This is a genomic window from Tamlana crocina, assembly GCA_040429635.1.
Classification (GTDB): Bacteria; Bacteroidota; Bacteroidia; order Flavobacteriales; family Flavobacteriaceae; genus Flavisericum; species Flavisericum crocinum.
Map to the genome: position 1 here is coordinate 3,578,097 of CP158972.1, position 15,975 is coordinate 3,594,071.

The 15,975-nt window shown below is 40.0% G+C and carries 14 protein-coding genes; 10 read left to right on the top strand and 4 right to left on the bottom strand.

From position 1 onward, the window contains the following. Positions 1 to 14: 14 nt before the first annotated feature. The 3 genes from ABI125_15595 to ABI125_15605 are packed head-to-tail and all read left to right on the top strand — an operon-like array spanning position 15 to position 2,885. Positions 15 to 1,316 carry a polysaccharide deacetylase family protein gene (locus tag ABI125_15595; GenBank protein ID XCF06131.1) on the top strand — a complete coding sequence of 434 codons (1,302 nt, stop codon included), beginning with the start codon at positions 15 to 17 and terminating at the stop codon, positions 1,314 to 1,316. Further along, positions 1,306 to 1,998 carry a YjjG family noncanonical pyrimidine nucleotidase gene (locus ABI125_15600; protein XCF06132.1) on the top strand — a complete coding sequence of 231 codons (693 nt, stop codon included), beginning with the start codon at positions 1,306 to 1,308 and terminating at the stop codon, positions 1,996 to 1,998. The genes ABI125_15595 and ABI125_15600 overlap by 11 nt, the downstream gene beginning before the upstream one ends. 29 nt (positions 1,999 to 2,027) lie before the next feature. Further along, entirely contained in the window at positions 2,028 to 2,885 is an 858-nt protein-coding gene (locus ABI125_15605; protein XCF06133.1) for a hypothetical protein, read from the top strand. A 269-nt stretch (positions 2,886 to 3,154) separates the two neighbouring features. Here ABI125_15605 and ABI125_15610 read toward each other — a convergent pair whose 3' ends face one another. The 3 genes from ABI125_15610 to ABI125_15620 form a co-directional block, all read right to left on the bottom strand. Beyond that, positions 3,155 to 3,889: an ion transporter gene (locus tag ABI125_15610; GenBank protein ID XCF06134.1), complete on the bottom strand. Its 735-nt coding sequence runs from the start codon at positions 3,887 to 3,889 to the stop codon at positions 3,155 to 3,157. Next, positions 3,882 to 4,880, bottom strand: coding sequence for a GTPase ObgE (obgE, locus tag ABI125_15615; protein ID XCF06135.1), 999 nt, complete (start codon positions 4,878 to 4,880; stop codon positions 3,882 to 3,884). Before obgE ends, ABI125_15610 begins: the two co-directional genes overlap by 8 nt. 85 nt (positions 4,881 to 4,965) lie before the next feature. After that, on the bottom strand, positions 4,966 to 6,075 hold the full coding sequence (locus ABI125_15620; GenBank protein XCF06136.1) for an adenylate kinase: 1,110 nt from the start codon (positions 6,073 to 6,075) through the stop codon (positions 4,966 to 4,968). 140 nt (positions 6,076 to 6,215) lie between these two features. On the opposite strand from ABI125_15620, the gene ABI125_15625 reads away from it, so the two are divergent. The 5 genes from ABI125_15625 (at position 6,216) to ABI125_15645 (ending at position 11,012) form a co-directional block, all read left to right on the top strand. Then, positions 6,216 to 7,370 carry a 5-(carboxyamino)imidazole ribonucleotide synthase gene (locus ABI125_15625; GenBank protein ID XCF06137.1) on the top strand — a complete coding sequence of 385 codons (1,155 nt, stop codon included), beginning with the start codon at positions 6,216 to 6,218 and terminating at the stop codon, positions 7,368 to 7,370. Positions 7,371 to 7,457: 87 nt separating this feature from the next. Then, on the top strand, positions 7,458 to 7,937 hold the full coding sequence (gene purE, locus ABI125_15630; protein XCF06138.1) for a 5-(carboxyamino)imidazole ribonucleotide mutase: 480 nt from the start codon (positions 7,458 to 7,460) through the stop codon (positions 7,935 to 7,937). A 157-nt stretch (positions 7,938 to 8,094) separates the two neighbouring features. Continuing rightward, positions 8,095 to 10,158: a M3 family metallopeptidase gene (locus ABI125_15635; GenBank protein XCF06139.1), complete on the top strand. Its 2,064-nt coding sequence runs from the start codon at positions 8,095 to 8,097 to the stop codon at positions 10,156 to 10,158. A 33-nt stretch (positions 10,159 to 10,191) separates the two neighbouring features. After that, a complete protein-coding gene (locus tag ABI125_15640) occupies positions 10,192 to 10,746 on the top strand; it encodes a sigma-70 family RNA polymerase sigma factor (protein XCF07917.1) in 555 nt (184 codons plus the stop codon). A gap of 50 nt (positions 10,747 to 10,796) precedes the next feature. Continuing rightward, positions 10,797 to 11,012, top strand: coding sequence for a hypothetical protein (locus tag ABI125_15645; protein XCF06140.1), 216 nt, complete (start codon positions 10,797 to 10,799; stop codon positions 11,010 to 11,012). Here ABI125_15645 and ABI125_15650 read toward each other — a convergent pair. Further along, positions 11,009 to 11,944 carry a hypothetical protein gene (locus tag ABI125_15650; GenBank protein ID XCF06141.1) on the bottom strand — a complete coding sequence of 312 codons (936 nt, stop codon included), beginning with the start codon at positions 11,942 to 11,944 and terminating at the stop codon, positions 11,009 to 11,011. The two genes, ABI125_15645 and ABI125_15650, sit on opposite strands and share 4 nt — an antisense overlap. Positions 11,945 to 11,964: 20 nt before the next feature. Between ABI125_15650 and gcvP the strand changes: the two genes are divergently transcribed. Both gcvP and ABI125_15660 read left to right on the top strand, forming a co-directional pair. Next, positions 11,965 to 14,814: an aminomethyl-transferring glycine dehydrogenase gene (gcvP, locus tag ABI125_15655; GenBank protein XCF06142.1), complete on the top strand. Its 2,850-nt coding sequence runs from the start codon at positions 11,965 to 11,967 to the stop codon at positions 14,812 to 14,814. A gap of 101 nt (positions 14,815 to 14,915) precedes the next feature. Next, positions 14,916 to 15,974, top strand: a complete 1,059-nt coding sequence (locus ABI125_15660) for a ketoacyl-ACP synthase III (protein ID XCF06143.1) — start codon at positions 14,916 to 14,918, stop codon at positions 15,972 to 15,974. Position 15,975: the final 1 nt, after the last annotated feature.

The following is a 15,975-nucleotide window of genomic DNA, read 5'->3' on the forward strand; positions in this document are numbered from 1 at the left end:
GACAGAGAGGGATTATGTTACTAGTTTACACTCATAAAATATCGCCCCGTTTAAAATATGTGTTCAGGCACATTTGCAAACGTATTTTGGGTATAGAGGTAAACTTCACCACCCAAATTGAGGCTTTTATTGCCCATGACAGCCTAAAAATGTCGTACACCACCAAACAGCTGGGTAATGAATTTTTTGTAAAGAGTCACGATATTTTGTTTGAGCAGGGCATTAATGATATAGAAATCCATATCCATGACTGGGAAAACACCAAATGCTTCTTTTATGTGGGTGAAAAGAGCACCATCCCGTTCGATATTTTTTCAGCTTCATTTTACCTGCTATCCCGTTACGAGGAGTATCTTCCGCACATGAAGGATGAATACGGACGTTTTACGGCAACCGAAAGTTTGGCTTTCAAAGAAGGCTTTTTACATCAGCCCGTTGTGGATATCTGGGTGTATAAATTCAAAGCGGCACTACAAAAGCAGTTTCCGGATTTTGAATTTCCAACAAAGGTTTACAGCATAAAACCCATCATCGATGTGCCCAGTGCCTACAAATACAAACTGAAAGGCATTATGCGTACCTGGGGCGGTATTATTAAGGACCTTTTAAACCTGAGATTAAAAAGCATTTATACTCGGTTTTTGGTGATTTTAGGTTTTATGCACGACCCTTACGACACCTTCAAATACATCATCAACCGGCAAAAAAACAGTCCGTTTAAATTTTTATTTTTCTTTTTAATTGGCGATTATACCACTTACGATAAAGGCATCAACCCCAACAAGAAAAAGTACGTTTCGCTGATAAAACACGTAGGCGATTATGGTTTGGTGGGGCTCAAGGCTTCCTTTTTTGCCATAGAAAATCTGTCCATATTAAAGAAGGAAAAATTGAGAATGGAAGAGATTATCAATACGAGTTTGGGTGCTTCCCGGCAGTCGTTTTCAAAACTTAATTTGCCCGAATCGTACCGAAATCTCATTTCACTTGAAATAAAGGAAGATTACACCATGGGTTATGTGGACCAAATTGGCTTTAGGGCTGGATCGTGCACGCCGTTTTTGTTTTTCGATTTGGACTACGAAGTGCAAACGCCACTAAAAATAGTGCCGTACCATGTAATGGACTATGCCCTTTTAAAACACCGATCGTTGCTTGACAAAAGGCAAGTTTTAAACAGTATCATCAATGAAGTTAAACAAGTTAACGGCATGTTTGTTCCCGTTTTCCATAATTATACGTTTAGCGACCACAACCGTTGGAGTGGATTCAAGGAATTGTTTAACATCATACTGGATTCAGCAAATGAAAACTAACCGCATAACAGACATATTTTTCGATTTGGACCATACGCTGTGGGATTTCGATAAAAATTCGGCCTTAACCTTTAAAAAGATTTTTGAAATCAATAAACTCAATTTGGATGTCGATGCCTTTTTATTGCATTACGAACCCATCAACCTAAAATATTGGAAACTTTACCGCGAGGAACAAATTGAAAAAGAAGCCCTACGCTTTTCCCGTTTAAACGACACGTTTTTGGCCGTTGGATTTTCTGCGGAAGAGGCACTCATCCGTAAATTATCGAAAGACTATATCACGCATCTCACCAATTTCAATTATCTGTTTGAAAACACTTTTGAAATCTTGGATTACCTAAGTGCAAAATACCATTTGCACATCATCACCAATGGGTTTGACGAAGTACAGAACACCAAACTGAACAAATCTAAAATCCACACTTATTTTAAAACCATCACCAACTCCGAAATTGCGGGCGTAAAAAAGCCAAACCCAAAAATTTTCAACTACGCACTGCAATTGGCGCAAACCACCGCACAAAACAGCATTATGGTTGGCGACAATTATGAGGCCGATATTTTAGGCGCCATAAACATTGGCATGGACGTGGTGCATTTTGACTTGGGCAACCATTGCCCAACACAAAACGGCGTTAAAAAAATCAATAACCTCATACAATTAAAGAAATATTTGTAAGTTGTACTTTTAAATCATTTAAACATAAAATGAACACCAAGTTTTTTACATTTTTAATGGCTTGCTTCGTGGCAACCACAGTATTTTCACAAGCTTCACTCAACGAATACAAATACGTGATTGTGCCAAACAGGTACGATTTTTTAAAGGAAAACAACCAATACCAACTCAATGCCTTAACCGAATTTTTATTCGAAAAATATGGTTTTGAGGCTTTAATGGAAGGCTCTGATTACCCTGAAGATTTAGCCAGAAACCGTTGTTTGGCGTTAAACTCTGATGTTTCAAAAGATACAGGATTGTTCAAAACAAAACTGACCATAGAACTTAAAGACTGCAACGGAAAAACGGTGTTCACCTCAAAAGTAGGCGAAAGCAGGGAGAAAGACTACAAAAGCGCTTACAACTTGGCGTTAAGGGATGCTTTTGAATCGGTTGAAGCCCTGGATTATAAATACGAGCCCAACGAAAATAATGTAGCTACTGTATCCGTAAATACCACCGCAAAAAATGAAACAGCTTCAGAAATTGCGCAACTCAAACAAGAAATTGAAAATTTAAAAAAAGAAAAAGAAGCTACAACTGAACAGACCGAAACTCTCGCCGAAGTTCCGAAAACTGAAACTCCCATTTCAAAAGTTCCAAAGGTGAAGCCTGAAGCAACCTCAAACGGTCCAATAGTTTTATATGCCCAAGAAATTGAAAACGGCTTTCAGTTGGTAGACCGGACTCCGAAAGTGGTTTATAAAATCAAAAAAACAGGACGCGAAAATTTATTTTTGGTTGAAGGTGAAGATGCTGTAATCTACAAATCGGGCGACAATTGGGTTTACGAATACAACACCGACGAAGGCGTAAAACAGCAGGAACTAAACATTAAGTTTTAAGGGAATTGTCCCCTTGAGGGGATCACAGGGGTGTTTTTTTCCAACAACCATTTTCAAAGTAAATAATGCTTAAGACCAAATGCGTCATTTCGAGTGAAATTCTGAAAGAATTTTTGGACTTAGGCTGCGCTCAGCAGAACTATCGAGAAATATATTTTTGATAGAACTTTCTTGTTTTCGATACAAATTCCACTCGTTTCAATTGTGAAATCCACTCTAACTTACGAAAATTTCTTACCTATTATTCACGTATCTTTAGAAAATTAGAACTATCTGCTTTCCTCGTTCTTATCAACCGATTTTGTTAAGGCGGAAGAAATAATTCCGGTAGGTATGGCAACAATGCCCAAACCAATCATCAGGATAAAAAAGGTAAACACTTTTCCGCCCACGGTAATTGGGTAAACGTCGCCATATCCAACTGTTGTTAATGTAATTACCGCCCACCATAAACTATCAAAAATTGACGAAAAATGCTCGGGCTGTGCTTCGTTTTCAAAATAGTAAATACCAACGGCCGAAAAGTATATTAAAATCAGGGTGATGAATATAAAAAGTAAAATTTCCTCTTTGGCCGATTTAATCGCGCGTGTAAAATGGTTCATGGCGTTGTTATAACGCACCAATTTCAATATTCGGAATAAACGTAAAAAACGCAATGCCCGTAACGACCTTAAATCCAATCCAAACGACAAATAAAAAGGCAAAATAGCCAACAGGTCGATGATGCCAAAAAAACTAAAAATGAACTTGGGTTTGCTATCGGCCACATAAATTCTCAGTAGGTATTCCGCTGTAAAAACAATAACGCTAAACCACTCAATGACTCTGAGCAGCATTCGAGTTTGAGGTTTTAAATCGGGAATGGTTTCAACGGAAAACGTAACAATGGAAAGCAGAATTAAACCTTGAATAAAAAAAGCAAAATATCTACTTCTTTTATTGTCGTTAATTTCAACTATGCTTTTAAGGTACTGCTTCAAAACGCCAACGGTTTTAGGCATTCAACATTTTCCAGAGCTGGTCTTTTAGTTCGGTAATCCCTTTTTGGGCCACCGATGAAATAAACAAATACGGAATGGGCAATTCGTCGTCCAGTTCCGCTTTAAGTTCGGCCTTTAGCTCCTCGTCCAACATATCACTTTTTGATATGGCGATAATGCGTTCTTTATCCAACATTTCGGGGTTGTAGCGGCGCAATTCATCCAACAGAATATCGTACTGCTTTTTAATATCGTCGGCATCCGCAGGAATTAAAAACAGTAAAATAGAATTCCGTTCAATATGACGTAAAAAGTAATGCCCAAGTCCTTTTCCTTCAGCAGCGCCCTCAATAATCCCAGGGATATCGGCCATTACAAAAGTTTGGAAATCACGGTATTTTACAATCCCTAAATTAGGTTTTAGCGTGGTGAATTCGTAGTCGGCAATTTTTGGTTTTGCCGAAGTCACCACCGAAAGCAAAGTCGATTTCCCCGCATTGGGGAAGCCCACCAAGCCCACATCGGCCAACACTTTGAGCTCCATGGTAATATACTTTTCTTCCATGGGTAATCCCGGTTGGGCATATCGCGGCGTTTGGTTGGTAGAACTTTTAAAATGCCAGTTCCCCAATCCGCCTTTACCGCCTTCGGCCAGTATTTTTTCTTCACCGTCTTCGGTAATTTCAAACAGAATTTGATTGGTTTCTGTATCGCGAACCACCGTTCCCAATGGTACATCGATATAAGCGTCTTCACCATCAGCACCGAAGCTTCGGTTACTACTACCGTGCTCGCCGTGGCCTGCACGAACGTGTTTTTTAAACTTTAAATGAAAAAGTGTCCAAAGGTTGGAGTTGCCACGGATAATAACGTGTCCCCCACGACCACCGTCACCGCCGTCGGGCCCGCCTTTGGCAATATATTTTTCGCGGTGTAAGTGAGCTGAGCCTTTACCTCCGTTTCCGGAAGCCACATACATTTTTACGTAGTCAACAAAATTTCCTTCTGTCATGATTCTATCACTCCCGCGAAAGCGGGAATCTTTTTAATTAAATCTCAAATAAAAATGATGAGATTCCCGCCTTCGCGGGAATGAATTACAAATTGTCAATCACCTTGCTCAATCGCTCGGTAATATCTTCTATACTGCCTACGCCGTTAACGCCGTAATATTTACTCTGTGCAGAATAGTAATCCTTTAAAATGGCAGTTTTATCGTAGTATTCCTTGATTCGGTTTCTAATGATAGATTCATCGGCATCATCAGCTCTTCCGCTGGTTTTTCCTCTTCCAATAAGGCGCTTTACCAAAATTTCGTCTTCAACCTCCAAAGCAATCATCGCATTAATTTGCGAATCTTTACTGTCCATCAACTTATCTAAAGCTTCGGCCTGCGCATTGGTACGTGGAAAACCGTCAAAAATAAACCCTTTGGCATCCGTGTTTTTTTCTACTTCAGCATTCAACATATCAATAGTTACTTGGTCTGGAACGAGCTCACCTTTATCGATGTATGATTTAGCCAACATCCCCAAAGCGGTTTCGTTTTTGATATTGAACCTAAAAACATCGCCGGTAGAAATATGCACCAAATTGTACTTTTCCTTTAAAAATTCTGCTTGCGTTCCCTTCCCTGCTCCCGGAGGGCCAAATAATACTAAGTTTGTCATATGTTGTGTTTGTTTAATTTGATACACTTCTGTGAGGTTGCGCCCCAAACCATCGTAGTCCAATCCGTAGCCCACAATGAATTTATCGGGAATTTCAATACCCACATAGTGCAATTTAAAGTCTTTTTTATAGGCTTCGGGCTTGTAAAACAGCGTGGCTATTTTTAACGATTTCACCTTTTCGTTTTTGAAAATGCGGTGTACCTCGGCCAGTGTTTTGCCAGAATCGATAATATCTTCTAAAATAATAACGGTGCGCCCTGTTAAATCTTGGGTCAACCCTATCAATCTTTGGATGTCTTCAGAAGATTTTAAACCTTCGTACGATGCCAATTTTATAAAGGTTACTTCGCAGGTATTCGGGTATTTTTTCACAAAATCGCTCGTTAGCATAAACGACCCATTCAAAATGCCCACAAACACAGGAACCTCGTCGCCCACATCTTTGGCTATATCGTTAGCCATTCGCTGCAACGCTTCATCAATTTGCTTCGCCGAAATAAACGGTTTAAAATATTTGTCGTGTAGCTTAATCACGGTTACTATTTTTGAAAGTGGCAAAGATAATCAATAGATTGACCAATAACCATTTTTTGATTTATGTTTTGGGAACTAATTTAAGATTTAAGTGTATTTTTGCGGAAGAATTTCAAGGTTTTAGCTAAATTTTTTTCAAAATGAATTACTTTTCTTCAGATTTTAAACTCGGTATTTTAGGTGGCGGACAACTTGGAAAAATGCTGCTTTACAATACCAGAAAATTTGATATTTACACTTGTGTGTTAGAAGCGAGCGAAGATGCACCATGTAAAATTGCATGCGATGAATTCCATTTGGGCAATTTAATGGATTTTGATGCCGTTTACAACTTCGGAAAACAAGTAGATGTATTGACTATTGAAATTGAAAACGTAAACGTTGATGCTCTGGAAGCCCTTGAAAAAGAAGGCGTAAAAGTATATCCAGCTTCAAAAACACTACGTACCATTCAAAATAAAGCGAAGCAAAAATTGTTTTATGTTGACAACGATTTGCCAACGGCACCATTTACCCGTTTTGCCTACCTTTCTGAAATTGAAGATGCCGTTGAAAACGGTGGACTCCAATTGCCATTTGTTTGGAAGGCGGCACAATTTGGTTACGACGGCAACGGTGTTAAAGTGGTTCGTAAACTTTCAGATTTGGAAGGTTTGCCAAAAGGCGAATGTATTGCCGAAAACTTAGTGCCTTTTAAAAACGAGTTGGCCGTAATTGTTGCCAGAAACGCATCGGGCGACATCAAAACCTATCCGGTTGTAGAAATGGAATTCCACCCCGAAGCCAACCAAGTGGAATACGTTATTTGCCCGGCACGAATTGACGAAACGGTTGCCAGAAAAGCGCAAGAAGTAGCCTTAAACGTTTCAAAGGCGTTCAACCATGTTGGTTTGTTGGCTGTAGAGATGTTCCAAACCCAAGACGACCAAATTTTAATCAACGAAGTTGCGCCACGCCCCCACAACTCGGGGCACCAAACCATTGAGGCTAGTTATACTTCACAATTCGAGCAACATGTTCGGGCCATTTTAGATTTACCTTTGGGGAGAACCGACAGCAAAGTGGGCGGTGTTATGGTGAACCTTGTCGGTGCCGAGGGCTACACTGGAAACGTAGTGTACCAAAACATAGAAAGCATCATGAAAATGGATGGGGTTACCCCACACATTTATGGCAAAAAACAAACCCGACCGTTCCGAAAAATGGGTCATGTTACCATTGTTAATGAAGATTTAAGTCAAGCTAGAAAAGTGGCCGAAGACGTAAAGAAAACAATAAAAGTGATCAGTAAATAAATCACAAAAAGCAAACACTAAATTCCACAACAGAGTTTATTTCTATTTTAAATTTTTGTTTTTTTGGAATTTTAAAAATTGAAATATATGAGTAAAGTAGGAGTTATTATGGGAAGCAAAAGCGACCTTCCCGTTATGCAAGATGCCATAGATATTTTAAAAGGATTTGATATTGAAGTAGAAGTCGATATTGTTTCGGCACACCGTACCCCCGAAAAACTTTTCGATTACGGTCAAAATGCGCACACTCGTGGTTTTTCCGTAATTGTGGCCGGTGCCGGTGGTGCTGCACATTTACCAGGCATGATTGCTTCTTTATCACCCCTGCCCGTTATTGGCGTGCCTGTAAAAAGCAGCAATTCCATCGACGGTTGGGATTCTGTATTATCCATTTTACAAATGCCGGGAGGCGTTCCCGTGGCAACCGTGGCACTTAACGGCGCAAAAAATGCCGGCATTTTAGCAGCACAAATAATTGGTGCGAGCGACAAATGTGTGCTCGACAAAATAGTAGCTTACAAAGAAGGACTTAAAATTAAGGTTCACGAATCGGCCAAAGACTTATAGCAATAAAAAAAAGCCCCGAACTAATGTTCAGGGCTTTCCAGCTATTAACAAATAATCTCATGAGTTAGTCACTCTTCCTTATTGTCGGTTGCAAAAGTATTAAAAATTTTATTATGCATACATAGTAAAATTAATTTTTAACACATTCATTACAAAAATGATAAAGAAATCGCTAATTACTCCGTTTAATACAAAATATAATACCGCTCCTTTTTCGAAAATCGAAAATTCAGATTTTCTTCCCACGATAAAAGAAGCTATCGAAATCGCTAAAAACGAGATAGATGCCATTGTAAACAACACCGAAGCACCCACCTTCAAAAACACCATTGAAGCACTGGATTTTTCGGGAGAACAATTAGATCGCATTTCTAGCATTTTTTTTAATTTGAATTCTGCTGAAACCAACGAGGAGATTCAAAAAATAGCACAGGAAGTTTCGCCTTTGCTTTCCGAGTTCAGTAACGACATCACTTTAAACGAAGACTTGTTCAAGCGTGTAAAAGCCGTTTACGATCAAAAAGAACAACTTGTATTAACTATTGAGCAGAAAACGCTGCTCGATAAAAAATACAAAAGCTTTTCGCGGAACGGTGCCAATTTACCTGAAGACAAAAAGCTAAAATTGCGTGAAATCGACAAAAAACTAAGTCAACTTAAATTAAAGTTTGGCGAAAACGTACTCGCCGAAACCAATAAGTTTGAATTGCATATTAGCAATGAAACGGACTTGGCCGGATTGCCCGAAGGTGCTAAAGAAGCTGCCGCACAAACCGCTGAAGCGAAAGGTAAAGAGGGCTGGTTAATCACATTGGATTACCCTAGCTACATTCCGTTTATGACTTATGCCGATAACCGCGAACTGCGAAAAAAACTCGCCATAGCATTTGGAGCAAAAGGATTCCATAACGACGAATTGGATAATCAGGACAATGTATTGAACCTAGCCAAACTACGGCACGAACGTGCCTATTTATTGGGCTACAAAACCCACACCCATTTTGTTTTGGAAGAACGCATGGCCAAAACACCGGAAACCGTTGAAAAATTCTTGAATGAATTATTGGAAAAAGCTAAGCCAGCAGCCGAACGGGAATTTAAAAATCTTGAACAGTTCGCTAAGGAATTAGACGGCATAGACCAACTTCAAAAATGGGATGGTGCATACTATTCTGAAAAGCTAAAACAGAAGCTTTTCGATTTGGATGACGAAAAACTGAAACCTTACTTTAAGCTTGAAAATGTTATCGATGGGGTATTTACCGTTTCCAACAAGCTTTACGGATTGCATTTTGAAGAAATGAACGATATAGATAAATACCACGACGAAGTTTTAACCTACAAGGTAACCGATCGTGATGGTAATTACATATCTATTTTATACGCCGATTTTTTCCCTAGACCCGGAAAACGGAACGGTGCTTGGATGACGGTGTACAAACCGCAATATGTTAAAGATGGCGAAAATAGCCGTCCGCATATTTCAATAGTATGCAATTTCACCAAACCAACAAAAACCAAGCCTTCGCTTTTAACTTTTAACGAGGTGACTACCTTGTTCCATGAATTTGGGCACGCCCTTCATGGTATGTTGGCTAACACCACTTACCCCAGCTTATCGGGCACTAGCGTGTTTTGGGATTTTGTGGAGTTGCCCAGTCAGGTTTTAGAAAACTGGTGCTACGAAAAAGAAGCTTTGGAACTGTTTGCCACGCACTACGAAACGGGGGAAGTGATCCCCATGGAACTCATTGAAAAAATTAAAGCTTCCGCTACGTTTCACGAAGGCATGCAAACGTTACGCCAATTAAGTTTTGGGCTGTTGGATATGAGTTGGCACTTCGACTTCGCTCAGTGCAAGCACGATGATGAATCTTCAAAATCATTCTCGGTAAAAGACTTTGAAAACAAAGCGTTTGAAAGCACCAAATTATATCCAGATGTTGCCGAAAACTGTATGAGCACCTCGTTTTCACATATTTTTCAAGGTGGTTATTCATCGGGTTATTACAGTTATAAATGGGCTGAAGTACTCGATGCCGATGCTTTCGAAATGTTTAAGGAAGAAGGTATTTTCAGCGAAACCGTTGCTCAAAAATTCAAAGATAATGTGTTGTCGCAAGGCGGTTCGGAAGACCCTATGACGCTTTACAAACGCTTCCGCGGAAAAGCGCCTCAACCCGAAGCATTATTAAGAAGGGCTGGATTAATCGAGAAGTAGTTTTTTTGCTTAAATTTGAATAAAAAACTATTTATGCCCAACAACCAGATAAATCCCAACAAGTGGATCGATTTATATTCCGACTACTTGTTCAACTACACCATTTCCCGTGTAAGCGATAGAGAAATTGCGCAAGATTTGGTGCAGGACACCTTTTTGGCTGGGCTTAAATCTATGAAAAACTTCAAAGGGGAAGCCAGCGAACGTACTTGGCTCATTTCCATTTTAAAACGAAAAATTATAGATTACTACAGAAAGATAAATTCCAACAAAGGCCAAGCAGAAGTTAGAATGAACTATAACTCTGGAGATGAGTCCGATGGCGACTGGCTGGAAGAACGCGTAGGTGACCCCTTCGACAAAACCGCTCAAGACACCCTTGAAAATGAAGAACTTGGAGATGCCATATACAATTGCTTGGATATGCTGCCCAAAAAACAAGCCGAGGTTTTTAAAATGAAAACCATTTTGGGTCACGATACTGAAGCGATTTGTAATGAACTGAATATTACACCGTCTAACCTTTGGGTAATCATCCACAGGGCACGTACAGCTCTCGCCGAATGTCTAAAAGAAAATTGGTTTTAATTATGTGTGCAAAAATTAAGGTGTTTATGCCTTGCGAAAAGGTAAATATAATGTGCGACAAAGCACAGTATTGTGAAGCTACATTTTGGGAAAAAATAGTTCTGAACCTTCACCTAGTTTACTGTAAAGCCTGCCGCAAATACACTAAAAATAACGGCAAATTGACCAAAGCTGTTAAAAGCTCAAAATTAAACTGCCTAGACGAAGCCTGTAAAGAAAACATGAAAAAGGAATTAAAAAAGGCTATGGAAGAACAATCAGTCTAAACCATTAAAAGCCACAGCAGCAACCAAAAAACGGGCAGTCCTTCAACCCAAAATGCTGTATAATATTTATTTCTTCCTGTTTTAGAGCACACCACAAACCAGCCCGTCACCACGGAAACCAATGCCAAAACTAAAATCCTTAACGTGGAAGTTTCATCTTTTAAAAACTCCATAAAAAACATGATTAACAGCAATGCCGACCCCAATAGTTTAGTCGCAGCAATTCCTATTTTTTGTGGCACGGTACTGAGTTTTAAACTATCATAAGCCAAATCCCTAATTTCAAACGGCAGCATCAAAACCACCACAAAAACAAAACGCTGAATGGCGGTAACAATCACGTCCCAGTTTATTGGATATTCATTGTTTATTAACGGCAAAAACACGGTTACCCCGCTCCAAACCAGGGCAATCAAGTAGATTTTGAGTCCGCTTACGCTCCTTAAGTTTTGCTGCTTGTCCAGAAAAAAATGCTTGGGCAAAAACGGAATAGCGTAAAAAAAAGTTATCAGCCCAAAAACGCCAATACACAACAACGTGTTTTGTTTTAATTGCCAAGCATAGTAACACATCAACAAAAAGCAGAAAAATGAAAATATTTGAATGGCTTTAAGCCAATTGGCCAAACTTCTGTGATGAAATTTAGCTACCCCGAAGTACTTTACAAAGTTATACCCAGTAATTGACGCGTAGAATATAAAACACAACACATTTTCATCGTAAGGGACTTTAAACTGAAAAAGCGTTATGAAAGATAAGGCATACACCGCCAAAGCCACATGGATACTGGCATTAATGTGAAAATCGAAAAGTTGCTTAAACACCCTCATTAAACAAAAATAATCAAACTGTTGATAAGACTTCCTTGCGGTTGAAAACTTTCCATTTAATGCAATAAAAAGCCTTAAATAATGCTTATTTTTGCGAATCATTTTTTGAAAACCTAAAATTCATGAATACAAACGCATTTGCCCTACGTCATATCGGCCCCAGTGAAGCCGAACAAAAACAAATGTTAAACGCCCTTGGTCTTGACAGTTTAGACCAATTGATTTACGAGACTATTCCGGACGATATCCGTTTAAAAAACGGGTTAAAACTGGACGAGCCCATGACTGAATATGAGTATTTATTGCATATTCATGAACTTTCAAAAAAGAACAAAGCATATACCACTTATATCGGTTTGGGATACCATCCCACCATTATGCCGGCTGTAATTCAGCGTAACATTCTTGAAAATCCGGGTTGGTACACGGCGTACACGCCCTATCAAGCCGAAATCGCACAAGGCAGATTGGAAGCCCTTTTAAACTTCCAAACCATGGTAATCGATTTAACCGGCATGGAAATTGCCAACGCTTCGCTTCTAGATGAGGCTACCGCAGCAGCCGAAGCCATGAGCTTACTCTTCGCCGTGCGAGAGCGCGACCAGAAAAAAGCAGATATTAACAAATTTTTTGTTTCCGAACATATTTTACCACAAACCTTATCTACCCTGCAAACTAGAGCCACACCTATTGGAGTGGAATTGGTTATAGGTAAGGAAGAAAACTTCGATTTTTCTGAAGATTTCTTCGGAGCCATTTTACAATACCCAGGGAAACACGGTCAAATCACCGATATAAAGTCATTTATAAAAAAAGCCAATGATTCAAGAATAAAAGTTGCCGTAGCTGCAGATATTTTGAGTTTGGTAAAACTGGAAGCCCCCGGAAAATTTGGTGCCGATATAGTAGTAGGCACTACCCAGCGTTTCGGCATCCCGATGGGTTATGGCGGCCCGCACGCTGCCTATTTTGCAACCAAGGAAGCTTACAAGCGCGACCTGCCTGGACGTATTATTGGCGTAACCAAAGATATGGATGGCAACCTAGCCTTACGTATGGCTTTGCAAACCCGTGAGCAGCATATTAAACGCGATAAAGCCACATCAAATATTTGTACGGCACAAGTATTATTGGCCGTTATGGCGAGCATGTATGCTGTGTACCATGGCCCAAAAGGACTAAAATTTATTGCTAACAAAGTACATAACCGCACCGTAATATTGGCGAACGCACTAAAACGTTTAGGTTACGAACAAGTGAACACCTCTTATTTTGATACCCTTCAAATAAAAACAAAGGCGAAGAAAATTAAAAAAGTAGCCATAGAGAAGAAGGTTAACCTATATTATCCCAATAAAGAAACGGTAACGGTTTCTATTAACGAAACCACTTCCATTAGAGATCTTAACTATTTAATTTCTGTTTTTGCTGAAGTGGCTAATGAAGAAACCATCGTTATTTCAAATATCACTGACGAAAACAGCATTGACGAAACCGTTAAAAGAACATCAGATTTTTTAACCGACCCTGTTTTCAACCTTTATCATTCTGAAACTGAATTGATGCGCTACATGAAAAATTTAGAGCGTAAAGACCTGGCCTTAAACCACTCCATGATTTCCTTGGGATCATGTACCATGAAACTCAATGCAGCCTCAGAAATGTTACCATTAAGCATTTACAAATGGGCCAACATCCATCCTTTTGCTCCATTAAAACAAGCCAAAGGTTACACCAAAGTTTTAAAAGAATTAGAAGACCAATTAACTGAAATAACAGGATTTGCCGCAACATCACTACAACCTAACTCTGGTGCTCAGGGTGAATTTGCAGGCTTAATGGTTATCAAAGCTTACCACGAATCGCGTGGCGACCATCACAGAAACATTTGCTTAATCCCATCATCTGCGCACGGCACCAACCCAGCTACTGCGGTAATGGCCGGAATGAAAGTGGTGGTTACCAAATCGACCGATGAAGGCAATATCGATGTTGACGATTTAAGGGCCAAAGCCGAATTACACAAAGATAACCTCTCTTGCTTGATGGTGACTTACCCGTCCACCCACGGTGTGTACGAATCGGCCATTAGGGAAATCACAAAAATCATCCACGATAATGGCGGACAAGTGTACATGGACGGCGCCAACATGAACGCCCAAGTAGGCTTAACCAACCCTGGAAATATTGGAGCAGATGTGTGCCACCTTAATTTACACAAAACCTTTGCTATCCCCCATGGTGGCGGAGGCCCAGGCGTAGGCCCTATTTGCGTTGCCGAACAATTGGTGCCATTTTTACCGGGCAATCCTGTAGTAAAAACAGGAGGCGAAAAAGCAATTACAGCCATTTCGGCCGCACCTTTTGGATCGGCTTTGGTTTGTTTAATTTCATACGGATATATTAAAATGCTTGGTGCAGAAGGCTTAACCGCTGCTACCAAAACAGCTATTTTAAATGCCAACTATATAAAACAACGTCTTCAAGGCAGTTTCGATACCTTATACTCTGGTGAACGTGGTAGAGCCGCCCACGAAATGATTGTCGATTGTCGTCCGTTTAAGGCCCACGGCATCGAAGTGAGCGACATTGCAAAACGATTGATTGATTATGGTTTCCATGCTCCAACAGTGTCATTCCCCGTCGCTGGCACGTTGATGATTGAACCTACCGAAAGTGAAAGCAAAGCCGAGCTAGACCGTTTTTGCGACGCCATGATTTCCATAAAAAAGGAAATTGACCAAATTTCAAAAAACAATACCAACAACGTTTTAAAAAATGCACCCCACACTTTAGGCATGGTAACAGCCAGCGAATGGAATTTCCCATACTCGCGTGAGGAAGCTGCATTTCCTTTGGAATATATTAGAAACAACAAATTTTGGCCTAGCGTGCGCCGCGTAGATGATGCCTTTGGCGACCGCAATTTGGTGTGCTCTTGCACCCCAATCGAGGCTTACGCCGAAGCATAAAATACAGGTTGAACATCGTAAATTTTAATAGAAGCAAATTGGCATGTTTGCTCGGTCAAACTATATTAGCACCTATAAACTGTTTCAAGGCAATTTGATTTATGAACATTAAAATCACAGGAACGGGCAGCTACATACCCAGTACCGTAGAAAAAAATACGGCCTTTCATAACCATACCTTTTTAAATGTAGATGGTTCGGCTATAAACGCTCCTAACGAGGTTATTGTTGAAAAATTTAAGGAAATTACCGGGATTGCAGAACGTCGTTACGCTAAAGACCATTTAAATTCTTCTGATTTAGGTTTTTTTGCTGCCGAAAAAGCCATTGAAGATGCCAATATTGATCCCGAAACTATCGATTATATTATCGCGGCACACAATTTTGGCGACGTTAAACATAACACCATTCAGGGTGATATGTTACCTTCTTTAGCCTCAAGAATAAAGCACAGTTTACGCATTAAAAATCCAAAATGTGTGGCCTACGATATTTTATTCGGATGCCCTGGTTGGGTGGAAGGCGTTATACAAGCCAAAGCTTTTATTAAATCGGGTATGGCGAAGCGCTGCTTAGTCATCGGTACCGAAACCTTATCGCGTGTTACCGATAAACACGACCGAGATGCCATGATTTTTTCCGATGGCGCCGGTGCCACTATTGTGGAAGCCAGCGATGAGGACGGTGGCATTTTGGCTCACGAAACAGCCAGTTTCACTTACGATGAAGCTTACTATTTGTTCTTTGGAAAATCAAACAACCCAGAACTGCCACAAGACACCCGTTATATTAAAATGGATGGGCGTAAAATCTATGAATTCGCGCTTACCAATGTGCCTAAGGCGATGAAAACCTGTTTGGACAATAGCGGCGTGGACATTAAAGACGTTAAAAAGATTTTTATCCATCAAGCCAACGAAAAGATGGACGACGCCATTTTAAAGCGCTTTTACCGACTGTACAAAACCGAAATTCCTGAAGGTGTCATGCCCATGAGCATCCAAAAATTAGGAAACAGTTCGGTAGCGACCGTTCCAACGCTGTTGGATTTGGTAAAGCGCAAGCAATTGGAAGGTCATAGTTTAAACAAAGGCGATATTGTTATTTTTGCCAGTGTTGGTGCCGGTATGCATATTAATGCTATTGTGTATCAATACTAGA